Source organism: Erysipelothrix sp. HDW6C, assembly GCF_011299615.1.
Lineage (GTDB): Bacteria > Bacillota_I > Bacilli_A > Erysipelotrichales > Erysipelotrichaceae > Erysipelothrix.
Genome location: NZ_CP049861.1, coordinates 2,158,026 through 2,184,904, shown reverse-complemented (window position 1 = coordinate 2,184,904; position 26,879 = coordinate 2,158,026). Strand labels below are relative to the sequence as shown.

The window sequence follows — 26,879 nt, the reverse complement described above, 5'->3', positions numbered from 1 at the left end:
AATAGATATGGATAACGAAAGGAAACGTTATGAAAGAGACAACAGTAGTAAATAACCTCAAACAATTCCGAAAACAAGGAAAGAAACTAACTCAACAAGAGATGGCTGATATTGTAGGAGTATCACGGCAATCAATCAATGCGATTGAAAAAGGCAAATTTCTTCCAAGTATTACTACAGCACTTAGAATTGCAGAATACTTTAATGTGCCAGTTGAGGAAATATTTTATCTCGAAGATGATAAATCAGTTTAATGGATCGGATGCGTAACAGCATCCTTTTTTTATTGCTGCAGTGCGTTTAATCTAAATCGGCTAGTATAGCCGATGCTTGAATGAAGTAAACAACCGGAGCGTATTATTATGGCTGCATTCGCTTCACTCATTACGGCCATAATAATCTTCCTCCTAGACCAAGACAGAAAAGCACTGTTTGGTCTTTGTTGACATCATTCATTTTTTACTAGGACTTGTCTTCACGCCAAGTCAAACAAAAAAAGTTAATCGCTAAAGCGATAACTGTTTTTCTTCGTCTTGTCTAACAATTCTACATAAAAAAGCGCCCAGTGCTATTGCGTATGCAATAGCACTCCCATTTATTCAATTCGCTCGTTTGTCCTTAGTTATATCACAATTACGTTTCGGTACAAGGACTTCGCAAGTTGCTTCGCAATCCTTGTACCTGCTCTTGTTCAATTGTGATACAAGTCGTCCGCAAACGATCTTTGAAAATTGAATAAATGGAAGAACTGAAAAGCATTTTAGCCAGTCTCCAAAAAAAAGTTAATCCAAGAAATTCAACCGAAAGGTTTAAGGAGTCAATATGACACATGTAGATAGTTGTAATAATGATGAATTTGGTGATGATGTTGTGGAACCAGGTTGTGAAGTCTGTGGTGCAGTAATGGAAGATAGGGATGTAGACAATGCAATGAGGGCAATGAGCGGTTGGGTATGTACGTCATGCTTGAATAAGGAGCGAATGGAGGGAATCATATGAGTCGCAAGTTAGAGTTATCAATAGGTAAATTAGAACGTTTAAGAACTGAAGTAAGTGAAACCTATGAGAGTGCACGAGCGGAATCAAGATTGATACCATTCGGACAAGCAAACATAATTGGTAGACCTAATATCTATAAGGGGGTACAAGCCAAGTATGCCAAGGTAAGAAAACTCCTTGATGAAGTTGATAAGCAAGAACAACGTGTAGAAAAGATTGAAAAAGTCGAGCAGTTTAAGGAAGATAACGAACTCATCAAAGATGTTCATGTTGTAGGTAAGAGTCGTTATGCAACTGTAGGGGCAAAGACAAGTGTCAATAACGTAGCCTACTTTGAAGATAAGTTAGCTAAAATGATTGAACTCAACGAAGCCAGCAAGGCACACAATAAACGTCGCAAAGCGGATGAACCGCTATATAAGACATTTGGAACTCAAATCACCGCACTAAGGCGCAAAGTTGAATCACTGAAAGCAATTGAAAGTAAATCTAAGGATGATGCATCAAATATCAGTGAGAGTGCACAACGTCTCATTGATGATGGTCAAGTCCGTCAATGGTTGAAAAAGCCAATTTACTACTTTGTTACTGGGTTGCGAAAAGTTGCTCTTGAACTCAATGAGGATGGTGAGTTTATCGTGTCGAAACGATATTATCCATCTTCAGCTGAAGATAAACAAACAGTCTCGATGTTGATTGGGAAAGAAGTGATCTAATCACTTCTTTTTTTATTATGTGCGACACAATGCGTCGTACTTGTATGTTAATATTGAAGTAAGAGGTGATGTAATTATGAGCCAATTTTACCATTATGGAATGCATGCCCATGTTACTGTAGATGACAAAGGTAAAAAGACGATTTCAAAGTATGGCCGTATTTTTAATTCTGTAAAAGAACTGAAGGACTTTGAATTGAATCATAATAATGAGATTAAAGAAATACCCGTCAGTGCACCAGAGCCAGTAAAACAATCAAGGCAATCAAATAGTATTGATCGCGAGACGTACTTGAAATACAAGGGCGAGTAAAGTATTTATTACAATTATTCATTGGTACAAGTTGTTTTTTGTTATACTTAACGTGCTAGCAAGTTAGTGGAGTACTCCTGCAACTATATGTAGAAAGCAGGAATTTTTATGAATTTACAGAAGAAGATAGCAATATATTGCCGAGTAAGTACCGATGACCAGGCAGAGAACGGTTTTAACCTAAGGGAGCAAGAAGAGCGGATAACACAATATATAAAGGCATTCTCGGAAGATTTTAATGAAGATACCAAAAGGTACATAGATGGAGGAGCATCTGCAAAAGATCTGAAGCGGCCTGAAATGACAAAGCTGATTGATGCAATTAGATCAGGTGAGATTAGTAAAGTTATAATTCATAATTTAGATAGATTAACGCGTAGTATGAAGGATTTGATATTTTTGATTGAGTTGTTTGAAGAATACGACGTCCAACTTTATAGTCTTAAAGAGAAGATTGACACACAGACAGCCATAGGAAGATTCTTCGTATCGGTAATAATCTTAATTGCGCAATGGGAAAGGGAAGCGATAAGTGAGCGTACAAAGCGAGGTGTTGACCAGTCAGCATTAGAGGGAAATTATCCTAGAGGTGGCAAGCCACCATTAGGGTATAGGAAAGTAAAAAATATTAACCTAATGTTGCAAGAGCAATTGAAGTCAGATGGTGTCCAAAGTAAAAAGCTAAAGATACCATGCAGGCTTGAAATTGACGATTCAACTTCCGGTATAGTACAGGGCATTTTTAACTCCTATACAAACGATCGCAGGAGTATGGAGTTCATAGCACACAAGTTGAATTCAGATAGAGTTCCAGAGGAAGACTGGGATGAGTCAAAAGTACGTACTGTGCTAACAAATGAGGTGTATATTGGACAGTTTTTAAACTCACGAATCAAGATTGACAATCATACGCCAGCCATAATCGACAATGTACAATTTAGAGAGGCTGCTATGATTTTACAAAGCAGGAATACTACGAAGAAATATGACTATATTTTTGAAGGCATATGTTTCTCGTATCAAACTGGAAAGCGTCTTAGGTCTCAACCGACAAAGAAACCTAATAAGATTTACAGATATGTATTCTGTAATGACACAAAGAAAAGATATAATGAAGACAAATTATGTAAGGATATTGAGTCAACTGTCAATTCCTATATTGATTCAACTGTCAAAGAACGGACAATGCGTCAAATTTCACGACTTAAGCGAAAAGATGCAAAGTGTGATTTGCTTGATAAAATGAGGGAAACTGGAATCATTACAAATGAGTATCACAGTGAACAGATACTCAAACTTGATTTGGATAGGAATGCAACTCTTGATCAAATTGCCATTGTGAATCATGGTTTTCAGTACTGGGGAACAATGACGAAAGAACAGAAGAGGGAGTTCTTGCTAAATTATGTAGAGAAGATCGAGCTGGACATGATTACATTAACCGTTAAATATGTGAAGTTCTTAGATTTCTTCTAATGTTTGACCAACTATGGACAATATGATATAATATAAATAGATAAATCGAACTGGCTAACCAATATCAAAAGTTCGGTAATCCTGCTCTTTGGAGCCAATATTAAATAAAGAACCCACTTTCGAGTGGGTTTTATTTTTATAGCAGTAATGTAGAAAAGTAAACACAGAATTATGACTATTTTTTAGTATGACAATTGTCGATTAGTTAGATAAAATTAGTCAATAAAAATACTACTTTAATTTTAGAAATTGATAATCCTCAGGCAACATTGTATATACATGGTCACAAGTCATACATTCTTTGTATATTTCTTTGTTAACTCGAAGAATTGGAATCCAAAATACGGTAACCCATTTTTTATAACAGACATAACGAAAATTAACATCGGTATCACAGCTATAACATTTAAAAAGGTCATCAGTAGTTTTTATTGTTCTCTTGCTTCCCCTTGTACCCCAAACAAAAATCATAATTTCGCTCTCCTTTATAAGGTGGTTGTAATCATATCACCAATTTAGAGTAAAGCAAATAAACAACGGTAATTCTGAATAGAAAAATGTATTCGTTGACCAATGGAAATGAACATTGTATTATGAATTCAAACAAATACGGAGGACATTTCAAATGGATCGATATGATGCAATAAGGAAAGTAAGTTCTTTAATAATCGAAGATAATATTTCTGAAGCAATATTTCTAAAAGGGTCAATTGCATCAGAAGCTGATGATGATTATTCAGACGTTGATTTGTATGTTGCTGTTGGGAAAGAGAACTTTGAATCATTCTTAAAAAGAAGAATAGATTATTTACGAGAGTATAAAGATATACTGTATTTCTCAGAGGAAAACTTTGTAGGACCTCAAATTGTTGCTATATTTGAAGATGGGCTTCATTTTGATCTTTATACAGTTCCAGTGGAGAATATACCAAGAACGGGAGTCGTTAAGGTTCTGCACGATCCCAATGAAATTTTAATAGGATATGACCCTGAAGATTTATCCATTCATGACAATCAAGTTGTTTTACTTATAAACGAAATTTCATATACGATGATCGAGATGCACGCTGCTGTTTGTAGAGGCGATGAAATTTGGTTAAATCACCTTTTTCAATTGCAGTTTAGTAGTGTTTCAATAATTCTTCGGTTTATTTATGACCCTAGTAATGCAAAGTTGGGATCAAAGAAAATAATGCATTTTTTACCCAATGATCTAAAGAAGGACTTTCTGGAATTACTCCGAAATTACCAATCCAGTACATTAACAGGTGTAACGCTCTTAATTGCATTTTTAGATCAAGTCATATCAAAACTTCCAACATCGATTTCGAACAAAAGCAACGAAGTTTTCTATGAATTCACAACCGGGCAATTGCGGAATGCTGCTCAAAAATTGTCGTGATTTAACATTAACAAGAATTCGTTTCTGAATGAGGATGTAAAAAGACCCACTTATTCGCTGATCATTCTGATGAATTGAGCAAGTGGGTTTTTGTTTTATATCCATAAGATTATCCTACATCATGGATTTGGTCGGAGTGTCTCTTCCAATTTTGGTTGAGGAAGGTAAACAAAGCAATCACTCGAATAGGTATCAATATGAACTGGTATACATTGTAGTATAGAATCGCACGTAAAGTCGTCTCTCTTTTTGTTGAAATAATATAGTAATTCTCTACGAATGAGATTGTAATTATAAAGATACCAATGAGAACCATTGTTTTATTATCAATCAGAATGTTTCTTGAGACCATGAAATAGAGAAAAGAAATGAGAGATACGAGCCAAAACATTACTTCTTGAAATTGCAAGAGGAAGTAGAATGGATGACTTATCGCTGTTTTGTATTGCTCAAACATATTAAAAAATGCGTCTTTAGCCCATCTCAGTTGTTGGTTGAAGAAATCCTTTATGTTTTCAGGAACCGCAGTATAACAAGCTACACTCTCCACATAGACACTTCGACCGCCATTTTTCAGAATGATATTAGTCAATACAATATCATCACCAGATAATCGTTTCCTTCCCTTGAGGGTTGTTGTTAATTCTGATAAATAAGGTTCAATCATTTTCTTACGGTACATACTTATTGCGCCTGAGCAGACGAGTACCTTGCTAAAATAACTTTGGTAGTGTCTGCCAAGGTTATATGCATTAAAATACAATGTATCCTGCATTCTTGTAAGAAAATTTTTTGAGCGGTTCAAGGGTAATACTTGCCCACAAGTAGCGCTAATCGACTCGTGGTGATACATTGGAGAAAGCATTTCTTGGATGCCAGTCTCGACAATGTAACTGTCAGCGTCGATGAGCATAATATAATCTCCCCTTGATTGTTCAATGCCCCATTTAACCGCTGCTAATTTCCCTTTATTCTTCTCAAATCTTTTTATGATGATGTTATGGTCAGTTGTATCGCGAAGCGAATTTACATAATTATAGTTAGTTAAAGTTGTACTACAATCGTCAATAAATATAACCTCATATGCGCGAAGTGTCTGCTGCTTAAGTTGTTCAAAGAGCTTGACGACAATCTCATGGGATTCGTTATAACATGGAATAATAATGCTTACTTTTCCATTGGCATTCTCGACATTAAATTCCTTTAAAATGCGATCTACTTTCTTGGAATGTAGAAAAGAAATCGTAATTTTACTATAGACAAATAGTAGACTTATTGTAAAAACAACGTATAAATAAGTGGGATAGTTTGTTTTGTACTTTACGTTCAAATAGACAATTAAGGCTGATGATCCCAATATCACCCCCAAAATAGAAAAGAGTTTATTCATATTACGGTTCATTCATTATTCTCACTTTCATATTAGCAGTTAGGCAATGTATATAAACTGGTAGAATACAATTGATAAATCAATAATGACAGTCAGTATTTATAGTATATACGTTACTTGATATGTGTGCTTACACACTCCAATCCTTCCACAAAAAAGAGTGGATACTCGATTATACTACACAAACTTCATAATGTTATATAAAAGTAATAAAACTACCGAAAAATGTAATAAAAGTAATTTAAGTAAAATTATCCATTTCAAAATCACACACGTCTTATTAGAGTTATAAATTTTGTATGCAACAGGTTCTATGAACAAAGTGTTGACAACAGACTGTCGGTCTGTTATTGTATGTTTACAGACCGAAGGTTTGGAGTAAGGAGCTAAAGTTAAATGACAAGTAAAAGAGATTCGGAGAAGACAATCGCTCGAATTCTAGAAACCGCTCAAAAGTTATTTTTTGAAAAAGGGTATGATAACACTACAATGCAAGATATTATCGATTACGGATTTTCAAAAGGATCAATTTATCACCATTTTAAATCAAAAAAAGAAATATTTGATCACATTATGATGGGGTTAGAAGGGCAAGAAAATCAGTTTAAGTATTATCTTGAGCTTGATGATAAAACATCATTGCAGCGACTACGTCTTTTATTCTTAAATCGTCTTAATGATTACTCAAAAGCAGACTTGCTTTCTGGTGCGCGTGAAATGTTTAATGATCCGAAAATATTCGGTGAGTTGTATCAAATGAATATGACACATGTTCTACCTAGAATTGAACAATTCATCATTGAAGGAAATACAGATGGATCGATGCAATGTCAATCGCCGTTCGAGTGTGCAGAACTGATTACTTATTTCTTCAGCATTTGGATTGGTACGATGCTCTATGACGTTAATATTTCGCAGTTAAAAAGTAAAATTGAATTTTACCAAAGTCTATTTAAGGGTCTTGGGGTCGATTTGCTGGATGCAGAGTTAGTCGAGTGTATCATTGTATATTATAAAAGAATTACAAAAGTTGCCTAGGCAACTTAACTTTTACACAACAACAGACTGATAGTCTGTAAGGAGAAAAAAATGATCGAAATTAATAATGTGTCGCTTAAGTACAGCGATAAGTCAGTGCTTGAACACTGTACGTTTACATGCAATCAGGGTATCTATGGTTTGCTAGGAAAAAATGGGTCTGGTAAGACAACACTTTTTAAAGCCGTGTTGGGTTTGCTGAAAATGGATGAGGGAGACATCTTAGTTGACGGCTATAATCCGCAGTTGAATCGCGTTGAAGTGTTGACACGAATTGGTGCAACGATTGAAAATCCAAAATTTTATGCACACTTAAATGCCTATGACAATCTATCCCTACATCTAGACTACATGGGTGTAAATTCAGATGATCATGAGTTGATAATTAACGAAGTGTTAGTAAAAGTTGGACTCATTGAAGAAAAGAATAATAAAGTAAGCGAATTCTCTTTAGGAATGAAGCAGCGCCTTGCAATCGCCCGCTCGATTGCTCATTCACCTAAAGTTCTAATTCTCGATGAACCCTTGAATGGACTTGATCCTATTGGAATCCGTGACATGAGAACACTCTTCAAAAATCTATCTCTGAGTGGGGTGACAATTATTTTCTCTAGCCACATATTGTCCGAAGTTATAGAGGTATCCGATCATATACTTTTAATTAGTAATCATAAGATTACTGTTGATGAAAATATACAGGTATTAATAGAAAAACAAGGGGTCAATTTAGAAAATTTCTTAATCGAAAAAATGGAGGAAACAACCAATGAATAAACTCATCAAATTAGAATTTAAACGCACATCAATTTCAAGGTATACAGTATCTGTTGCTCTAATGACACTCATGCTTGTTGTCATGTGTTATTTCTTTGCTTTTGTATCAAAGATGAAGCCAGATGATGCAGTTTCAAATAACTTTTTAGCGAGTTATGAATTTGTATTTACCATGGTTCACCTTTTATCATTAGCAAGCTTCTCAATTCTGTCTGCAGTGATTTTCTCGAAGTTTGTTGTCGAGTCTTATCATAATGAGAATGTACAATTACTAATGTTGTACCCGGTATCGCGTATCAAAGTATTTCTGGCAAAATTGATCGTGTGTGTTTCGCTAACAATTATATATGCCGTATTGAGCCAAACTGTTGTGTATTTGTTATTCTTTGTTTCGGAGTCATTATTCCCAATCTTAAATCAGCCCAATTCATTGTCCGTTCAATTCATGGCGCAGTTTCCTAAAGTTTTAGAAGTTGCTATTAATGCAACATTGGTAGGGATGATCAGCATGGCAATGGGATTCAATCTTAAATCTATACCAACAACTATCATTACAGCAATTATCATCAGTGCCATTCTTTGTAATGTTCAGACTGTTGGGGATGGTTCACCCTCCATCTACATTTCGTTATTACTGATGGTGATTTCAGTTACATTGAGTTCAAAAATGGCAAAGAAAATCGATAAATTTGAATTGCGAGGAGCCTAAAAATGGTCCATAAACAAATGATTACGATTGAGGGCGAAACATATGGACTATTCCTATCTGATAACAATTCTGAGAAACCAATTATTCTCTATGTTCACGGTGGTCCAGGCAGTCCTGAATATGCACTTTTTTACACGAAATTACCGAATACATATCTCTCTGAATTTAACGTGTGCTATTACGATCAACGCGGATGTGGTTTATCGTTCAAAACAAATGAACCTGTTACACTCACTTCACACATCAATGATGTTATCAAGTTGGCAAACTATCTAAGGTCACATTATAATCAGGATAAGGTCATACTAATGGGTCATTCCTTTGGTACATATCTCTGTATTGAAGCGATGCGCTTGGAACCTGAGATATTTAGTGCTTACATTGGGATTGCTCAGCTTGTAAATACTCATGCCTCCGAAGTAAGTATATATGATAAGCTACTTCAATTATGCGAGTCAAATGAGGATGAGAAAGGGCTTAGACTTCTTGAAATGAATCGTTTAGAAATGGAATCAATGTCCTCTAATTATATGAAGAATATAAAAACACCACTCATTATGAGATATAAAGCGGGTCTAATGCATAGAGACCTTCCAAGAAATTTTGTAATGGGTAGGCTGTTATCAAGTAGGGATTATACACTGAAAGAAAAAATATGGTATCTACGAGGACTAAAGAAAAGTCATGAAGTGCTATTCGATTCAGTAAAGGACATCGATTTGAGTGGTGCAGTGTTGGACATTAATATCCCAATGCTCTTCGTTCATGGCGCACACGATGGTCAAGTTTCACTTGAATGTGCATATGAATACTTTGAAAGGTTGAGTCATGATTCGAAGAAGTTTATAGTTTTCAATGATACTGCTCACTTCCCTAATATTGAGAAACCAGATCAATTTTCAAGCTGTGTGAGTACATTTTTAACGCAATTCTTGAGAATTACGGATCAGACAAAACCTCCAAGTGAGTCGTTTCATACTGCTTAATACTATAAAGACGGATGCAATTGTATCCGTCTTTATAGTGTTAAGGTTGAAAATCGTATAATAAGCTTTAATTGGTGAATTTTGTAGGATTAAACCGCTACTTAGAATATTCTTTACGAATTACAAGGTAAATACCGATTCCGACAAGCAAGAATCCTCCCCAATATATTGCCAAGTCTGAATTTGAAAATCCTGTATTTGGCAAATTTTCCAGAGATTGATTTTCTGATTCAGTAGGTATTTTTGTATCATCATTCGGGCCTTCAGGAATTACTTCTTGGGGTATCACAGGGTTAATTGAATTTTCAATATAGATAAAACTTTGGGTTTGTATATCCTTTTCAAATTGCATTTCTATTTTGGTTTGGCCAGGTTGTAATTTCCATCCATCAATCTCAATTGGTGCAGCAATGAAAGCTTCACCAATAAGACCTTCGTTGCGAATTGTTGGGACCAATTCGTTTCCCATTTCATCGGTATATTTTATGATGATTTCCCCAAAAGATGGGGCTGGAATGACATCAAATTGGTGCAGGTAGATCCCTGATGATATTGCGTAGTTAATGAGGTGTTCCGGTGTTTCGTATGATCCAGCGGGGTTGTCAAAGCGTGCGTTATAATACAAGCTTGTAATGGATTCAAAATCTAGAACATCGAAACCAGATACTGTAATTCCATGCTCATCAATTGTCATTCGGCTGGAAGGGATTTGATCTCCATTAATTTTAAGGACAGTATTGTTTGCTGATGTTGACTTGGTGAATGGTGGTTGGTAACCATCAAAATTTGTTAGACGATCAGGCATGATTGAAAAAGGAATGAAGACTACTTTGTTGATTTCGTCATAGATTAATTCCTCATGATATAAAGTTGAAATTGAATTATCGTCACCAACGTTTGGTGAATAGGCAAGCAGTTCACGTAGTGCAGGCATTTCATTTACAATTCTGAAATCGTGAACACCGGAGAACTGCATGAAGATTAATCGCAGTTTCTTTGCATGAACGAGAGGATCAATACTTTTAATTGTTTTTAATCGATCAATATACAGGTATTCTAAATTCTCTATATGCCCGACAATATTTAGGCTTTCATCTGTTATTCGTGTTTCCCGCAGATCAAGAATACTTATAGACTGTGGAAGGTTTGGGAAGTTACCGTCGTTGAGATTTGGTGTAGTGAGTGCTAAGTAGTCTAATTGTTCCAATAGTGTTATGGGCGTATAGTCCGTAATGTTAGTGGCCAATCCGATCTTTAAATCAACGAGATTAACTGCGTACTCTAGACCGCTGAGATTGCTAATGATATTCTCAGAGCTGTTAAGTTCAAGAGAAGTTAGTAACTCCATTTTCTCTTTGGAAAGGTCGGCAACTTCTATGTTTAATTTTTGACTTATTGCATGTTGAAGATTCCCGTCAGGCATCCATTCATCGGTTTCAGCAAGAACATCAGCTCCCTCTATATCAATGCTGTCTCCTGTACCTATAAAATCAGATGTAATTTCATTGTTAAACTGTGTTTCAGGTTCACTTGCGGATACTGTCGTGACTGAAATGGACAACAGTATGCTAGCAATTAGGTATATTCTATATTTTTTCATGGTTCCTCCACTTGTGGTTTGACTGTTCTTACATAGATCTACAAGTTAGGATTCTGAACAATAGAATCTTTAACATCTGAAGTCGAGATATTCAGTGTAATGCCGATACTAAATAAAACATTAATGAATGTAGAGACATTGTGTAATGTGACTTTTATGAACTATATATAGAATTATATAACTCAGCATACCAGTTACTAAGATAATGTTATGAAATGATTGAAAAATGCTATGAAACAACTTTTGCAGCCTTTGTATATAAAAACTATAAAGAGGTATAAGCGAGTGAATTCGTTGTTTTGCAATGATAGTAGAAAAAACGTCAATTCAACGAACTGACGTTTTTGGAATATGATTTATCTTCGAACACGTTTGACATTCCATGTCATCCATTTCGTGGCAATGTTTGTATACAACCACAGTTTGATGGGACCAAGTTGTTGCTGATGTGAATTAAAGAAATCATCGGGAGAATCATACACCCCTAAATCTTTTGTGACAGCATTACTTTGTATATAAGTGCTGTCACCACGCCAAGCCACACTTTCTGGTGTAAAATCATCAGTTGCGATTGCATATTTTTCAAATGAACCACAGGTTACTCCAGACTTATCTTGAACTGACTTGAAATAGTCTTGATCGATGATGACACCTTCGAGTGCATGCCACTTATCATCATAGAAGACCTCAACCCAAGTATGTACGATTGTTTGTGGTGACAATTTGGACACTAACTTAGGTAGTGCTCCAGCTTGAAAATCTTTGTCGACAAGTGCCCCATGCAAACGTGTGGAGATTTTTAATGCCCGAAGCATCGCCATGAGTAGCGTAGCCTTTGTGTTGCATTGTCCATAATGATCACTAAGAACTTCGGATGCGGCCATTTCATCTGTAGCATTGTATCCAAACAAGACATCATTTTGTACAAATTCATATGCGTGTTTTATCTTGTTAAAACTACTGTCAGATGCCCATTTGTCTACAATTTCCTGGATACTAGGGTGTGAATAGTTTAATAAGGGTGTTTCTTCTAAATATGCATTTTTCATAATAACCTCCATAGATCAATTATGAATGAGTTAAAGTGGTTTGACTTTCAAAAAACGGCTATCTTTTGTAGATTGTGATGCCGAAATACCCATCAAGCGTTGTGCAGTTGCTGCAAAGTGTGCAGAACTGTCAAATCCTACCTCGAGTGCAGACGCTGTAATGGATTGTCCTTCAAGGATGCGCATGAAAGCAATCTTTGTTTGATGTAAGAGGATGTATGATTTTAAAGATAAACCCGTTTCTTGTTTGAATAAATGTGAGAGTCGACTTTGCGATAGTGAGACAGACTGAGCATACGCATTCAATTCGTGGGTATCACAGATACAATTGCTAAGCATGTCAAGGAGTCCGCCTATACGACTGTCAATTAAAGGGCAATCTCTACTTTCAATTATTGGATCCAAGAGATTGTGTATAAAATCCTGATAGTTCTTTTCACTCATAGTATTGGGGTCAAAAATATAGGATTTTGATGGATAGATGCCATATCGTGCTCCAGCAAGAGACTGACGAAGTAAGATGCCAGTTACAGACAAGGGATCAATAAGAAGTGAGAAATGCCAGGTATTATTGGAACTGAATGCATGCGTGGTGTCTGAATTTACGAGGACACAGTTACTTTTGATTTCCACATTGTCAATGATTACTGTAAGGGGTTCTTCATCCATTGCGATAAAAAACTGCATCATAAGATGAGAATGGTTCTTTGAGTCAAATTGATTCGTGAATACACCGATAAGCTCACTATTCCAAAATACATGGTTCATGGAGTATACCTCTCTTTATGAAATATTATACAGTACAACACGTTAGAATATAAATATGAATTTAAGCGGTTTTCAAAGAAACAACATTAGGGAAATACAACATAATTCTGAGTGTTTGTTTTTCTTGATACAAAGAGAAGGCTAAACTATTGGTTTGATTTTTCATTATTCTACAGACTTCCACTTCATAGCGGAAAATCATGCGATATCCTAGACTGACAAATGCGCTTATGATGTATTCAGGAGGATATATGAGAAAAATACTAATTGCGTCACATGGAAATATGGCACAAGGGATTGTGCACACCGTATCATTCTTTGCTGGTGAGAGTAATGACATTGCAGCTATTTGTGCATATGTTGGTGACACGCCTCTCGAAGATATGATCAATGAATACTTTAGTACTGTAAAGAGTGAAGATGAGGTAATTATCTTTACAGATCTCTTAGGTGGTAGTGTAAACCGTGCATTTCTACCATATCTAAAAAGAGAGCATACACACTTGATTGCGGGCGTTAACTTGCCAATGGTTCTTGAAATCGTTTTGGAGCCTTCACAATATATGACAACTGAAGAAGTTCAAAAAATTGTTGAAAATGGAAAATCATCCAGTATATATATGAATAATTATGCAATTACATCGGATGCCGATGATGAGTAAATGTATTATCATTACGGAAAATCAATGAAACGACAGATGTAAGCGGTTCACGTATACTGGAATTACAAGGAGGAAGTAAGTTATGGGAATAATTCATACACGTATTGATGACCGTCTAATTCATGGTCAAGTTGCAACTATGTGGACGAATTCATTACGAGTCACACGGATTATGGTTGTAGATGATGCTGCATCACAAGATGACATCTTAAAGATGTCACTTAAACTGGCATGTCCTAATGGTGTCGCGTTATCTGTGTTGTCAATTGACAATGCTGCAGAGCGTATCAAAGCTGGTAACTATGAAGGTCAACGTGTTTTCTTAATCATTAAGAGTACCGATACATTATTGAAACTCTTAGACAAAGGGGTAGCAATTGATAAGGTCAATGTTGGGAATCTAACGTTTACTGAAGGTAAAACCAAGATTGCAAATACAGTTGCAGTCACTGATTATGAAATTTTGGACTTTCATAAAATAATGGAACGAGGTGTTGATTTGACACTTCAACTCATTCCTTCAAATCCAAGTGAGAACTTGAAGGGAATCTTAGAGAAATTAGGAAAATAAAAGGAGGTTATCATGGATATCGGAATTCTACAAATAATTTTAATTTTAATATACATGGCTTTTTATACATACACACAAATGAACGTCCAAATTAGTTTGTACGGAGGGAGTGTGGTTATTGGGGGATTCATTACTGGTCTCATATTAGGGAATCCAACATTGGGACTGACAATTGGATCAACCTTACAACTGATGTCACTAGGAATTGGTGCATATGGTGGGGCGTCTGTTCCTGATTATCACACCGGAGCAGTGATTGGGACAATCGTAGCGATTGCAACAGGTACAGATATTGAATACGGTCTGGCAATTGCTTTACCCGTATCACTCTTAATGATCCAAGTTGACGTTCTTGTAAGAATGGCAACGACATTCTTTGTACATGAATCACGCAAGTCCGTAGAAAAAGGGAAATATCAGTTGGGAATGAATTGGATTCTTGCAGGAATCATACCTTGGATGGTTAAGGCAGTCCTTCCAATTTTACTGGTATTTGTCTTTGGTATTGGTGCAATTGAGAGTATTTTAGCAATGCTTCCAGATTGGCTCATGGGGACATTTAAAGTAGCCGGAGGTTTATTGCCAGCGGTTGGGATTGCAATTCTTCTAAAATATATGAATCCACGCAACTATCTGGCCTATTTGATCTTTGGGTTCGCAATTATCAGTTACTTAAAAATTCCAATGTTGGGTGTCGCAATATTCGGTCTTGTATTGGCATTAATTATGTTTGCACAAGATAAAAATAAAAGTAGTGATGCTCAAGTAGTTCAGACAGGAGGAAGTATGGATGACGAACTTTGAAAATACAGTTACAAAAAAAGAACTGAATAAAGTATTTCTTCGATGGGCAACAACATGTCAAATTGCATGGAACTACGAAACAATGCAGTCGGGTGGTGTTGTATACAGTTTGCAACCGGCTCTAAGAAAAATCTACAAAAATGATGACGAATATAAAGAGGCACTCCTCTCCCATTACACATTCTTTAATACACAACCATTTGTTGGGAATATTGTTCTGGGGGCGATAGTTGCAATGGAAGAACAACCGGCAGCAAACAAAGAAGAAAAACGCGAGGCAATCACGTCAATTAAGACTGGATTAATGGGGCCTTTGGCAGGAGTTGGGGATGCAATATTCTTTGTAATTCCACTGACAATATTCAATGCTATTGCAGCTTATATGGGACTCGCGGGAAATCCATGGGGTATTTCACTCGGGATTCTATGTGGATTTGCGTTCCTATTTATCCGGTATTGGTTCTTCAATATGGGTTACAAGCAAGGATCAAAGTTTGTATCGAGTTTATCATCACAACTTAAATCACTAACTAACTCCGCTAATATCCTTGGAATGACTGTTATTGGTGCGCTCATCGGCTCTGTAATTAGTGTTAATATTCCGCTGGAGTTTGTCCAAGGTGAGGTTGTTACAAAACTTCAAGATACACTAGATATGATTATGCCCAATCTTGTTCCAGCACTTCTTGTTGGGTTTATTTATTGGTTATTGGGTCGAAAGAATATGACTTCGACGCGGGCTATTCTTGTTGTAATTCTTATCTCGTTTGTATTCTATATCACGGGGGTCATGGCATAATATGAAAGTAGGAGCAAGTCGACAAGAGATAACACCCACAGGTCATGTGTACTTATCGGGCCAACAAAGCCGTACGCATCGTTCTACAGGAGTCTTGGATAAACTCTATGTCAGTACACTTGTAATAAACGACGGTGAAAAGCATACGCTCTTTGTATCTTATGATCTAATTATGCTTGATGAAGCACTTGGAGAACAGGTTAAGGGGCAGATTAACGAAGAATTTGGAATCAACATTGAAGACATAGTCCTTGGATTCACACACACCCATTCTGGACCGGACATCGGTTTCATGGGCCTATTCAGTCGTGAAGACGATGAAACATCACGAGGCTATCGGAAGGAACTTGTAGCGGATACTGCGCGTTCAGTGGGGTCCTCCCTTGAAGCAATGGTTGATTGCACAATGTGGACAGGGTCAACAACAATTGAAGGGTGCTATGGAAATAGAAATGGCAAGGATCAAATTGCTGACAAGGAAGTGAAATTTATCCAATTTAAACAAAAAGATGTTGTTGCTACAATCGTTAATATGGCTTGTCATCCAACCGTGCTTGGTCCATCGAACTACAAAATAAGTGGTGATTTATTTGGGGTTTTACGAACGGATCTTCAAGCTGAATTTGGAGGCATTGTTTTAATGACACAAGGTGCTTCAGGGGACATGGGAAATCGTCAGTATCGTCAAGGGGAAGATGGAGCAGAACTGCAACGCATTCGGACGCAAATCATGGACCAGTTGAGAAATCCGATACAGTGGACAGAAACAGCAGGTGCACTGTTAAAAAGCGAAGACTATTCCTATCATTTAAGCTATACACGTGATGGTTCGGCGCTTTCATCAAAGTTGGCAGAGATAAAAGAAGAATTGAGAACAGAGACCGGATTGGATGAACTCAAGCTTTTAAACACCTCCAAGGCGTTGCTAGAATCTCAACTTGAGCTGAAAGATTTTGATGTCGATGTAACATTAAACGGTAAGTTTATGCAATTAGGAGACATTCTTATTGTTACAGTTCCCGCCGAGCTTGCAGCCAAATTTGGGCTAATGATCAAGAGGGCCTTCCCAAAACACTTTGTCATCGTCTGGGGATATACAGAGTATTCGGTCGGATACCTTGTAGATAAAGAACACTACGGTCAGTCATTTGAAAGTATATATTCCCCGTTCCGTTATGGTGATACCGAAGAATATGTTACGATGATGATAGATAAAATAAAGAAATGGATACACTAGGAGATGCTTTGCATCTCTTTCGTGTACTCGGAATGAGGTCCTTATGTTTGATTTGAATAAACGACAAATTCTCTTGATGAAGTTTTTAATCAATGCTAATCAGCCGATTAGTAGCGAAGTGCTATCGAGTGTTTTGGGTGCGAGTTCACGAACGATACGGACAGATATAAAAACACTTGAAATGATATTTGAGAACTTTGGTGCTCGTGTTCTCATTAAATCAGGTATTGGTTATTCCCTTGAAATATTTGATGCCGGAGAATATGCTATTTTTATGCAGACTTTTAATGACAAATACTGGGATAGTACGGCAATTCCTTTTGAAAATAGTGAACGCATTCGTTATATTATAAACCGTCTGCTTACAGCAAATGAATGTGTCAAAAGTGATAGTTTTATCGATGAGTTATTTGTAAGTAAATCGACATTCTCGTCAGATCTTGGCAGGGCACGCGAGATACTCAAGGGCTATCGTGTAGAAATCGTAAGTCAATCGAATAAAGGGTTGTGTATAAAAGGCGCCGAGCGTAATATACGCAATGTGTTTACAGACTTTATGTTCGTAGACGAGGATGTTCTTACGTCAAACTATGTCAATCCTGTTTTTGAATTGGATAGTAAATTTGTGAATGATGCCTTGATTGAGATTCTTCTCGAACATGACATTCATATATCAAATCAAAGTGTGAGTGAAGTTGTGAATCAAATCTTGGTAGCTGATTATCGTATGAAGCGACATCATTTCATTGAAATGAGTGACATTGAGATTGAAGAGGCGCTTCAATATGAAGAGTGCGATGCAGCACAAAAGCTTAGTGGACAGCTTTTAATGAAGATACCTGAGGCTGAGGTTATAAATATGGCTCTCATCCTTGTCGCGCGCCGCATTTATGACTATGATGATGATTTTTCACTTTCCAAGCATAAGTCTTCGTATTTTTTGGGTGACGAGATGCTTAAGTTTCTGTTTATATACACGAATGTTGATTTCTCTGAAGATTTTACAATACGAAAACTTCTTGCCCGAGAATTACGGGGGCTTCTTGTGAGAATAATTTATGGTTATGACTACAGGAATTTATCGCTGACGGAAATTAAACGGAATAATATCGCGTATGAGTATGCGGTAATAATGGGAGACTACCTGCAAAAAAAATATGGATATATTATTGTTGAAGAAGAGATCAGTATTATTGCCAACATTCTTCACTATTCGCTTGTCAAAGACTCCCGCCGTATTAAAAAATACGATGTTTGTATGGTGTATCAACGGGGGCGAAACTTTTCTTTGCTCGCACGACAAAAGCTTGTTGACCACTTTTCACCGTACATTAATTCGATTCGTGTCGCAGAATTCTATGAATACAGATTAAGGAACTATGATTTGATTGTTACCGATTTCCCAATATCAAAGTTTGAAGATAAAGACAATGTTTATCAAATTAACAACAATTTTGAGTATCAAGAACGTCGCGAATTGCGGAAGATATTTAAGAATACTGATGTTGAATTCGAGAAATTCATGCAAGCATTTAGTAGTGAACGTTTGTACTTTGATCTTGAATCGGACAACGCGGAAGATGCAATTCGTATTATAGCCGATAGATCAATACAAACATTCAAATCCTCAGGTGATTTTTGTGAGATGGTTCTTCACCGTGAATCCATATCCTCGACAGAACGCGGTAATAATGTCGCAATTACGCATAGTCTATTCCCAGTATCACACGACCCAATAATTTCTATTGGCATTCTTAAGAAACCAATCCGATGGAATCGTGAAGTCGTACAAGTCGTTTTTATGATAGGAATTGGTAAAGATGAAGACAGCATTTTCTTCCACGTCGAGTGGCTACAGAAATTGATTAATAACATCAATTTTGTTCATGATATCATGCACATTTCGACACTTTCGAACGTACATGAAGTTATTCACCATTACTTTAATCAAGTATCGATGAATGATAACTAAAAAAAGCGAACGTACATGATGATGCGCGCCTTCATTATTTGGACAACAAATAATGGAGGTGCTTTTCAATGTCAAAAATTTAGTTACATTGAATTATCTAAGTATGAATTGTAAAGATAATAAAAGGAACGACTTCGGTTTAATACAGAAATCATTCCTTGATAAGTAATACAATTCACTTATAGCGTACAACTAATTGGGTTCATCTTACATTCTGACTTAAGTTATTATACCTAATAATATTAATGGATCAGTGTTGTAGTAGTCCTTTTTACAAATTAAACCGGTAACCACTGCCGCGAATCGTCTCGATGGGGAAAATACTTAGGCCGCCATTTTTCAATTTTTCACGCAGTCGTTTCATATGTACAATTACCGTTGAGAGATTGGAATCATAAGACTCCATGTCCCAGACTGCCTCAAAAATCTGTTCTTTACTTAGAACACGGTTGGGATTGGTGAGAATATAAGCAAGAAGGGCGAATTCTTTTGATGTCAGATTAATTAGAATTTCATCGATAGTCACTTTATGCGCAGAAATATCTAGGGTGAGGTTATCATACTTAATTATATCCCCAGTATTCGTTGATTCTGTAAGAATTTTATATCTGCTGATGTGAGCTTTGACTCTCGCAACGAGTTCGCTAGGACTGAATGGTTTCAGAATATAGTCATCGGCACCCATTCCGAAAGCCTTAATTTTACTAACATCTTCACTTTTCGCTGATAGAAAGATAATCGGAGTATTCTTAGCTTTTCTAATTTGCGTGCATATTTCAAATCCAGAAAGTGATGGTAACATTACGTCAAGAATAATTAAATCAAAGGTTTCCTTCAAGGCGAGTACTAACCCGCGCTGACCGTCATTTTCAATGATCACTTCGTAGTCATACATCTCCAAATAATCCTTTTGCAATTCAGCAATACTTGAGTCGTCCTCAACAATTAAAACTCTATCTTTCATAGGTGCTTCCTCACTCTGGGTAAAGTAATTCTTACCTCAGTTCCTATAGTAAATGTACTTGTTATTGATATGAATCCTTTATGTCTATCGATAATTTGTTTTACAATGCCCAAGCCTAAACCAGATCCAGGAACTGTTGCAAATCTTGACTTTTCACCCCGATAAAAACGGTCGAAAATAAATGGTAAGTCGTTCTCATCGATTCCTTTGCCATTATCTGATAGTGTGACAACAAGAGACTCGTCTGTTTTTGTAATTTGTATCTCGATGATTGCTTCTGTTTTTTCAGGGTCAGTAAATTTTATACTGTTCTCAATGATATTTACAAATGCTCTGCGTAAATGAAATGCGTCAGCGTCGATCATTAAAGACTCACCCTCATATATAAGGATTGGCTTTGGTTTGGATTCATCATAGTCGTATACAATTGATTCAAGTAGTTCGATTAAATTTATAGGCTTAGTGTCAAAGTTAAGTTCCTGATGCTCTAACTTTGAATAGAGAAACAGAGTTTCGATTAGATTGTTCAGGTCATTTGCCTTTTGATGCACTGTCTTAAGATAATGGTGTTGTTTCTCAGGGGTTGCCGCCACGCCTTCGAGTAATCCCTCAATATAGCCGATTATTGATGTAATTGGAGTTCTCAGATCATGAGATATATTTGCAATCAATGCGATTCGATTTGCTTCATCGGCATCGCGTAGTTTCTCAAGAGACTGTAATTGTTGCCACATTTCTTTAAAACGTACTTGTAACTGAGCGATATCCTTTGATATGTTATCTTGCGGAAATTCTTCAAGTAATTGATTCAAATCATTTTCGTCAGAAACCTGTTGCATTGCGAACTCCAAAGTTTCGATAGGATCAATGGTTGATTTCTTTAACTTGCGATTAATCGTACTTGCGAGTGCTATTGCAGCAGCTAGTATTGCTATAATAATTCCAATTCCCCACTTTGAGAAAACTTCGAAGAGGGTTGTTTCACGATTAAGAACGACGATACTTCCGACACTGCCATCAAGGTAATGGAAGTCATTCTTGACATAGCGATAGAGTTTTCCATTATTATCGAGGGTTCCAATGGGTTCGAAGTTGTGAATTTCGTATTCTGGGGCATGCACCTCAAGAGAAGCCAGGACTAATCCATTGGTATAATAGGGGAAAGTATTGTTCTTCCGTATAACAACTTTCAAATTGTTCGCTTCAATATCATCAATGATAGTCGTCAATTCTTCATTGAAAGGAACCGTTATAAGTTCAGGAGATCGCTGTACAACTCTACTTAACTTAAGAAATGCATCACTTTCAACTTTAGTTAGCCCTCTTTGGACGGTGAGCATTTTGTAGAAGTTAGCAGGTGAAGGTATTTCTCCTAATGTCGCAGCAAACACCATTGCGACTATAGCAAGCATGGCGACAATTGAGATAGCGAACGAGCTTAAGTACGATAGTATAAAGCGTTGTTTAATTGTCATCTTAATGTTCTCCTTTTATGTATTGTATACAGTATGGGATGCTTTATTCAAGCATTCCACAAGAGTTTATTTTAGTTTATTATTCTTCATGAAGATTTAACCGCATCGTTCGGTCTAGTTTATATTGATATTATACAATGAGTGCAATGACAGAAGGAGCATTTAATATGAAAAACAGTAGAATCAAATTTTTTGCATCATTTATTATTGCAAGTGTTGTATTAGTGGGGTGCGCTGCAAAACAGACTGAAGGGGAAACAGAGAAACCACAAGTTTCTGAAACACATCAAACAAAAGGGCAAGAATATACAAATATATTGACATCAACAGCATGGCAAGGAACACGTGCTTATGATAAAGAGAATAATGATCTTAGCGAAGAAAATGCAGGATTCTTAGGGCTTGCATTGTATGATTTTGAATCAGGAAAATATGAATTTTTCGATAAAGACAGTGGTGAAACTCGTGGAGACGAAGGAACGTTCTTCATTACACAAGATGGGGAGAAACGTATCTTGATTTCGCAGACTAAAGGCTACCAGGTTGTTGTTGACTTAACAGAGTTAACGGATGAAATCTTTACATACAAACGTATGGGTAAAGATAAAGAAGGCAAGGATGTTGAAGTGTATGTGGAGCATATTCCATACAAAGAGAGAGAACTAGTATTTACCAATGCTCCAGTTGAAGACACAACATACTCTGACAAAATTGAGCAAGATGTTCGGGGTATTGATATTCTTGGACAAACATTATGGAATGGCACTAAAGTGTTCGATGAAAATGGTGTTGATGTAACTGAAGAAAACAAAATGTTCATCAGTATTGCTAAGTTTGATGAAACCAATAACAAGTATGAATTCTTTGATGTAGCTACCGGGTTGAGCCGTGGGGACTATGGGTACTTCGATATTATTAATAATCGCGTTCGCGCACATGTTTCCATTGGTGAAAAACCTTATGGCGCTGTTCTTACTCTAACGGAACTCAACAACGCGAGATTCACATATACTCGCATGGGTAAAGATAAAGATGGCAATGAAATCAAGGTGTTTGTTGAACACGAACCCTATACCGGTGAATTTACACCGACATTTAGCTTTTAATCTATAAAGGAGGAGTTTGCATGAAATTTTCAAAGTTTAGTATCTTGTTGCCAACATTGTTATTTATAAGTGGCTGTGCAACTACACAGATTGAAGAACCTGAGATAAAACCAGAACCAACACCATCGGATAAGATACACAAGAATAGTGATCTTTCATTCGATGCACATCAATATGACTATGATATTGTTTCTGGTGCGACCAGTACGACCTTTGGAACAACACCTCCCCCCTTGTATACAGATGAAGAAAAAGCAAATCTCATGTTTTGGTCAAATCAACCCCCATTGGGGGTTCTAGAGGGATATTACTATAAAAATGAAAGAAGCTTTTCAGGGAGTAACTATGGTATTGTCGAAGTTGTGACGAATCCACAAACAAAACAGATTGAAAATGTTCAGTTTACTGAGTTTGCCAGTAATCCATACTATGAAAACAAGTACTCAGGCAAGAATAAAAGACTCTCTGACTACGCATTTTTCCAAGCTGCTAATACACGAACAGATGAGACACTTGTTACGGTAGTTAATGGAATAACTTTTGTTGAAGATCAAATGCGTGCGGAAAACCGTCTATCGGGAAGTTTTAATACGGTTAAAGGTGCTTCTTCATCGGCAAGACAAGGCTTTATGCCTCTCGCTTCAGAGATGAGTGGCTGGCTAGATGAATCATTTGGTTACAAATACTTCGGTGTGGCAAAAGAGTTGGATAATGGCATTATTGCGCGTTTGGAAGTGATCACAAAGGATGATGTAATTGAAGAAGTGAAGTACGACGAATACTTTGCAGACTCCTACGATAAAATGACAGATATTACTGATCGTCCATACTACAGACAATCACGTTACTACTCAATTGATTACAATCTAGCAACAAACAATGAATTCATTGATTTTGCTGATAGTCTTACTAATTATATTGAGGCAAACAACTCATTGATCGTTGATGACGAGTCATTCACAAAACATGAGGCATTCGAAACATATAAAACACTAGCAGAAATGTTAGATATAAAGCCATCGTGGTGAGTTGAATTACAGTTGTTGGATTGTATTTGATGATTTCTAAAGGAGGAAATAATGATAAAAAAATATTAGTAACTTTTTTCTTACTCAGTAGTTGTGCCGAAGCATCAGTGCCTCAAGCAATAGAAAACATTGATATGCAAAATGCAACGGGTGCAACAGCACTGCTGATTGCAGTTCATAATAATGATATTGAAACAGCAAAATCTCTAATTGATTGTGGCGCAAATGTAAATATACAAGATCTAATACATGATTCACCCTATCTTTATGCTGGTGCAAATGGTCGAATAGAGATAATAAAATATATGTATGAGCAAGCAACAATCGATTATTCAGTTCGCAATCGATATGGCGGAAACACTTTGATACCCGCTGCAGAAAAAGGTCATCTTGAAACAGTTCGTCTCATCCTTGATTTGAGTGAAGAACCGATAGATCTTCAAAATAATTTCGGCTATACAGCATTAATTGAAGCCGTTGCTTTATCTGATGGTTCGAAAGTGTACCAAGAAATCGTGCGGCTTTTAGTTGATAATGGTGCAAACCAGGAATTACGTGATAACCAAGGGTATACGGCACTCGATTATGCACTCGAAAGAAATTATTTAGAAATTATTGATATACTTTCGGATAATTAAAGCGTTCAATACACTCTTTGAATTAGGCGTAAAAAAACTTAAATGAGAAAAACCATAATGTCACCAAGTCTCTAAAGTTTGGACGATAGTATAAATCGCAAATATATAAAACAAATACCTCTATTCAAGTGCCATAGTTATATGAAACTTAGAATGAGGTATTTTTATGTGTATAAAAGTTAGTGTCACGGATGCTTAGAAAATCAAAAACAAAGGAGATACTAAATCGATTGGTGTAATAATTGTAGTGTGATTATAGTTAATGCTATCGTCGTTACCCATAATTGAAACGATTCAATTATGGGGTTGACTTTGCTGTTGGGGTAGGATATATTAATATTGTAAGCGTTCTCAATACATGGATTCAATGATTATTGAATCGATTCAAGTGGAGGTGGATACATGAGGAAAAAGGCTACCATTCAAGATGTCTCAAATTTAGCTGGGGTATCAGTAGGGACAGTATCACGGTTCATAAATGGTTATAGTGTTAAAGATGGAAATAAAAAAGCGATTCAATCTGCGATTGATGCGCTCGATTATAATGTGAATACCTTGGCCAAGGGATTAAAGCTAAATCGCACATTTACAATCGGACTTCTTTTTCCATCACTCAACGACATTTTCGTAACTGAGGTTATGGATGGTGTTGAATCGGTACTTGAAACAGTCGAATATAGCAGCATCGTTGCTGGTAGCAACAACTCCTTGGAAGTTGAACGTAGAAAGATTGAAGTTTTTAATGCAAAACGTGTAGATGGTGTAATCATGATGCCTGTTTCCGACCAAAGTGCTGAAAACATAAAACTACTAAGTGAAGACATTCCATTGGTATTGATTGATAGACGTGTTCCAAACTTATCAATTAACTATGTAACGTGTAAAAATGAGCAAGGAGCCTATGAAGGTGTGATTGAACTCATTAATAACGGACACGATAGTATTGGATTAATTCTTGGTCCGGATGACGTTTATACTGCCCGAGAGCGGAAAAAAGGATACCTTAGAGCGCTGGAAGAATTTGGAATTCCAGTTCGTGAGGAATTGATTGAAACAGGTAAGTATCAAAAAGATGGTGGTTTGGAGAATATTCAGCAACTGATGCAACTCGACAAACGACCTACTGCAGTTTTTGCATCTAATTTCGAGATGACGATGTCAGCAATAAAATATTTTATGAAAAATGGCATTACGATTGGTGATGATATTTCACTGCTCGGATATGACAACATTGATGTATTTCAGATGTTAAGTCCAACTATATTCACGATCGAACAGCCAATGGAAGAAATTGGGATTGAATCTGCACATATGATTTTAAATAAAATCAAAAATCCAGATTTGGTCAATAAGAATGTCGTCTTGCCAACAAGACTCGTTCCAGGAAATTCTATAAAGAAGATAAAATAAACGGAGGAAGCAATGAAAAAAATTAAGAATATTGTAATCGTATTATTAATGGCAACCTTACTAGTGGCATGTGGAAATGCAGACTCAAATGATTCAGCTGATTCTAAAGTTAAAGTTGGTGCGTCACTATTAACTGCATCTCATCCATTCCAGGTTGCAATTAAGGAATCTATGGAGTCAGAGGCAACAGCAAACGATATAGAGTTAACTGTCGCGATTGCTGACCAAGACTTGAACCGTCAAATTTCTGATATTGAAGACTTCATCACAAAAAAAGTTGATGTTATCGTGTTAACACCTGTTGACTCGGATGGAATCCGCGGTGCAATTCAAAAAGCCAAAGATGCAGGAATTCCAGTAGTAACAGTTGACGTTAAAGCAAATGATATTGAAGTGGATGCGCATATTGCAACTGATAACTACTCAGGTGGAATGATTGCTGCAGAAGCTATGCAACAACTTATTGATGGTTCTGGAGAGATTGGTTTGATTACTTACCCTGAAGTTCAATCGGTAAGAGATAGAATTGATGGATTCAAAAAAACTGCCGCACTCTATCCAAACATGAAAATTGTAACGGAGCTGCCTGGTAGAACTAGAGAAGAAGCATTAACTGCCTCACAAGATATGTTAACTAGCAATCCATCAATCAAAGGAATCTTTGGATTTGGAGATGATATGGCAATAGCAGCGACAAATGCAATTTCAGAAAAGAAATCAGAAGCAATTGTTGTTGGATTTGATGGTCTTAAAGAAGCTCAAGACAAGGTAACAGAGCCAAATGCATTTAAAGCAGTTGTCGTACAACATCCTGATCAAATGGGAAAAGCATCGATGGAAGTCGCTAAGAAATTAGCAAAAGGCGAGTCTGTTGAAAAAGAAATTGCAATCACACCAGGACTTTTTGTTGAAGGTAAGGGAATGGTTGATGTTAAGGTTAACGGCGATAAAGTGGAACTAAATCTATCTGAATAAATATCGGAGGGGGATTAG

At 36.6% G+C, this 26,879-nt stretch carries 27 protein-coding genes; 21 read left to right on the top strand and 6 right to left on the bottom strand.

Annotation, left to right across the window (positions count from 1 at the left end; all coding sequences use genetic code 11):
• The first annotated feature begins 29 nt into the window (after positions 1-29).
• The 6 genes from G7062_RS10440 to G7062_RS10415 all read left to right on the top strand — a co-directional run bounded on the left by G7062_RS10440 (position 30) and on the right by G7062_RS10415 (position 4,906).
• The gene (locus G7062_RS10440; protein ID WP_166065864.1) at positions 30-254 is read left to right on the top strand and encodes a helix-turn-helix transcriptional regulator; all 225 of its coding nucleotides are present in this window, start codon (positions 30-32) and stop codon (positions 252-254) included.
• 568 nt (positions 255-822) lie between these two features.
• On the top strand, positions 823-999 hold the full coding sequence (locus tag G7062_RS10435) for a hypothetical protein (protein WP_166065863.1): 177 nt from the start codon (positions 823-825) through the stop codon (positions 997-999).
• A complete protein-coding gene (locus G7062_RS10430) occupies positions 996-1,715 on the top strand; it encodes a hypothetical protein (RefSeq protein WP_166065862.1) in 720 nt (239 codons plus the stop codon). The genes G7062_RS10435 and G7062_RS10430 overlap by 4 nt, the downstream gene beginning before the upstream one ends.
• A 76-nt stretch (positions 1,716-1,791) precedes the next feature.
• Complete coding sequence (locus tag G7062_RS10425) at positions 1,792-2,028, top strand: hypothetical protein (protein WP_166065861.1); 237 nt, start codon at positions 1,792-1,794, stop codon at positions 2,026-2,028.
• Positions 2,029-2,136: 108 nt separating this feature from the next.
• The gene (locus tag G7062_RS10420) at positions 2,137-3,504 is read left to right on the top strand and encodes a recombinase family protein (RefSeq protein ID WP_166065860.1); all 1,368 of its coding nucleotides are present in this window, start codon (positions 2,137-2,139) and stop codon (positions 3,502-3,504) included.
• A gap of 625 nt (positions 3,505-4,129) precedes the next feature.
• Positions 4,130-4,906 (top strand): hypothetical protein, encoded by a 777-nt coding sequence (locus G7062_RS10415; protein ID WP_166065859.1) that lies wholly within the window; start codon positions 4,130-4,132, stop codon positions 4,904-4,906.
• A 109-nt stretch (positions 4,907-5,015) separates the two neighbouring features.
• On the opposite strand, the gene G7062_RS10410 is transcribed toward G7062_RS10415, so the two are convergent.
• Entirely contained in the window at positions 5,016-6,308 is a 1,293-nt protein-coding gene (locus G7062_RS10410; protein WP_166065858.1) for a glycosyltransferase, read from the bottom strand.
• Between the two features lie 384 nt (positions 6,309-6,692).
• On the opposite strand from G7062_RS10410, the gene G7062_RS10405 reads away from it, so the two are divergent.
• Genes G7062_RS10405 through G7062_RS10390 form a run of 4 tightly spaced genes read left to right on the top strand, consistent with a single transcriptional unit; the run spans position 6,693 to position 9,803 of the window.
• A complete protein-coding gene (locus G7062_RS10405; protein ID WP_166065857.1) occupies positions 6,693-7,334 on the top strand; it encodes a TetR/AcrR family transcriptional regulator in 642 nt (213 codons plus the stop codon).
• 51 nt (positions 7,335-7,385) lie between these two features.
• Positions 7,386-8,108, top strand: a complete 723-nt coding sequence (locus tag G7062_RS10400) for an ABC transporter ATP-binding protein (protein WP_166065856.1) — start codon at positions 7,386-7,388, stop codon at positions 8,106-8,108.
• Complete coding sequence (locus G7062_RS10395) at positions 8,101-8,817, top strand: hypothetical protein (RefSeq protein ID WP_166065855.1); 717 nt, start codon at positions 8,101-8,103, stop codon at positions 8,815-8,817. The genes G7062_RS10400 and G7062_RS10395 overlap by 8 nt, the downstream gene beginning before the upstream one ends.
• A gap of 2 nt (positions 8,818-8,819) precedes the next feature.
• A complete protein-coding gene (locus G7062_RS10390; protein ID WP_166065854.1) occupies positions 8,820-9,803 on the top strand; it encodes an alpha/beta fold hydrolase in 984 nt (327 codons plus the stop codon).
• A 97-nt stretch (positions 9,804-9,900) separates the two neighbouring features.
• On the opposite strand, the gene G7062_RS10385 is transcribed toward G7062_RS10390, so the two are convergent.
• From G7062_RS10385 to G7062_RS10375, 3 genes are all read right to left on the bottom strand, one after another.
• Positions 9,901-11,403, bottom strand: a complete 1,503-nt coding sequence (locus G7062_RS10385; protein ID WP_166066117.1) for a MucBP domain-containing protein — start codon at positions 11,401-11,403, stop codon at positions 9,901-9,903.
• A 356-nt stretch (positions 11,404-11,759) separates the two neighbouring features.
• Positions 11,760-12,452, bottom strand: a complete 693-nt coding sequence (locus G7062_RS10380; RefSeq protein WP_166065853.1) for a transglutaminase family protein — start codon at positions 12,450-12,452, stop codon at positions 11,760-11,762.
• A gap of 30 nt (positions 12,453-12,482) precedes the next feature.
• Positions 12,483-13,220 carry a helix-turn-helix transcriptional regulator gene (locus tag G7062_RS10375; protein ID WP_166065852.1) on the bottom strand — a complete coding sequence of 246 codons (738 nt, stop codon included), beginning with the start codon at positions 13,218-13,220 and terminating at the stop codon, positions 12,483-12,485.
• 251 nt (positions 13,221-13,471) lie between these two features.
• On the opposite strand from G7062_RS10375, the gene G7062_RS10370 reads away from it, so the two are divergent.
• The 6 genes from G7062_RS10370 to G7062_RS10345 all read left to right on the top strand — a co-directional run bounded on the left by G7062_RS10370 (position 13,472) and on the right by G7062_RS10345 (position 19,265).
• Complete coding sequence (locus G7062_RS10370) at positions 13,472-13,882, top strand: PTS sugar transporter subunit IIA (protein WP_166065851.1); 411 nt, start codon at positions 13,472-13,474, stop codon at positions 13,880-13,882.
• 82 nt (positions 13,883-13,964) lie between these two features.
• Positions 13,965-14,453: a PTS sugar transporter subunit IIB gene (locus tag G7062_RS10365; RefSeq protein WP_166065850.1), complete on the top strand. Its 489-nt coding sequence runs from the start codon at positions 13,965-13,967 to the stop codon at positions 14,451-14,453.
• A 12-nt stretch (positions 14,454-14,465) separates the two neighbouring features.
• Positions 14,466-15,257, top strand: coding sequence for a PTS sugar transporter subunit IIC (locus G7062_RS10360; RefSeq protein WP_166065849.1), 792 nt, complete (start codon positions 14,466-14,468; stop codon positions 15,255-15,257).
• Positions 15,244-16,056: a PTS system mannose/fructose/sorbose family transporter subunit IID gene (locus G7062_RS10355; protein ID WP_166065848.1), complete on the top strand. Its 813-nt coding sequence runs from the start codon at positions 15,244-15,246 to the stop codon at positions 16,054-16,056. The genes G7062_RS10360 and G7062_RS10355 overlap by 14 nt, the downstream gene beginning before the upstream one ends.
• 1 nt (position 16,057) lies before the next feature.
• Positions 16,058-17,293 carry a neutral/alkaline non-lysosomal ceramidase N-terminal domain-containing protein gene (locus G7062_RS10350; protein ID WP_166065847.1) on the top strand — a complete coding sequence of 412 codons (1,236 nt, stop codon included), beginning with the start codon at positions 16,058-16,060 and terminating at the stop codon, positions 17,291-17,293.
• Between the two features lie 43 nt (positions 17,294-17,336).
• The gene (locus tag G7062_RS10345; protein ID WP_166065846.1) at positions 17,337-19,265 is read left to right on the top strand and encodes a transcription antiterminator; all 1,929 of its coding nucleotides are present in this window, start codon (positions 17,337-17,339) and stop codon (positions 19,263-19,265) included.
• Between the two features lie 271 nt (positions 19,266-19,536).
• On the opposite strand, the gene G7062_RS10340 is transcribed toward G7062_RS10345, so the two are convergent.
• Together G7062_RS10340 and G7062_RS10335 are read right to left on the bottom strand one after the other, a co-directional pair.
• Entirely contained in the window at positions 19,537-20,229 is a 693-nt protein-coding gene (locus tag G7062_RS10340) for a response regulator transcription factor (RefSeq protein WP_166065844.1), read from the bottom strand.
• Positions 20,226-21,704, bottom strand: a complete 1,479-nt coding sequence (locus G7062_RS10335; RefSeq protein ID WP_166065843.1) for a cell wall metabolism sensor histidine kinase WalK — start codon at positions 21,702-21,704, stop codon at positions 20,226-20,228. Before G7062_RS10335 ends, G7062_RS10340 begins: the two co-directional genes overlap by 4 nt.
• A gap of 167 nt (positions 21,705-21,871) precedes the next feature.
• Here G7062_RS10335 and G7062_RS10330 point away from each other — a divergent pair, with 167 nt between their 5' ends.
• The 5 genes from G7062_RS10330 to G7062_RS10310 all read left to right on the top strand — a co-directional run bounded on the left by G7062_RS10330 (position 21,872) and on the right by G7062_RS10310 (position 26,861).
• Complete coding sequence (locus tag G7062_RS10330) at positions 21,872-22,810, top strand: DUF4822 domain-containing protein (protein WP_166065842.1); 939 nt, start codon at positions 21,872-21,874, stop codon at positions 22,808-22,810.
• Positions 22,811-22,830: 20 nt separating this feature from the next.
• Entirely contained in the window at positions 22,831-23,838 is a 1,008-nt protein-coding gene (locus tag G7062_RS10325; RefSeq protein ID WP_205700130.1) for a hypothetical protein, read from the top strand.
• A 29-nt stretch (positions 23,839-23,867) separates the two neighbouring features.
• Positions 23,868-24,476: an ankyrin repeat domain-containing protein gene (locus G7062_RS10320; RefSeq protein ID WP_166065841.1), complete on the top strand. Its 609-nt coding sequence runs from the start codon at positions 23,868-23,870 to the stop codon at positions 24,474-24,476.
• A 402-nt stretch (positions 24,477-24,878) separates the two neighbouring features.
• Positions 24,879-25,886, top strand: a complete 1,008-nt coding sequence (locus tag G7062_RS10315) for a LacI family DNA-binding transcriptional regulator (RefSeq protein WP_166065840.1) — start codon at positions 24,879-24,881, stop codon at positions 25,884-25,886.
• A gap of 12 nt (positions 25,887-25,898) precedes the next feature.
• Complete coding sequence (locus tag G7062_RS10310) at positions 25,899-26,861, top strand: substrate-binding domain-containing protein (protein ID WP_205700129.1); 963 nt, start codon at positions 25,899-25,901, stop codon at positions 26,859-26,861.
• Positions 26,862-26,879 lie beyond the last annotated feature (18 nt).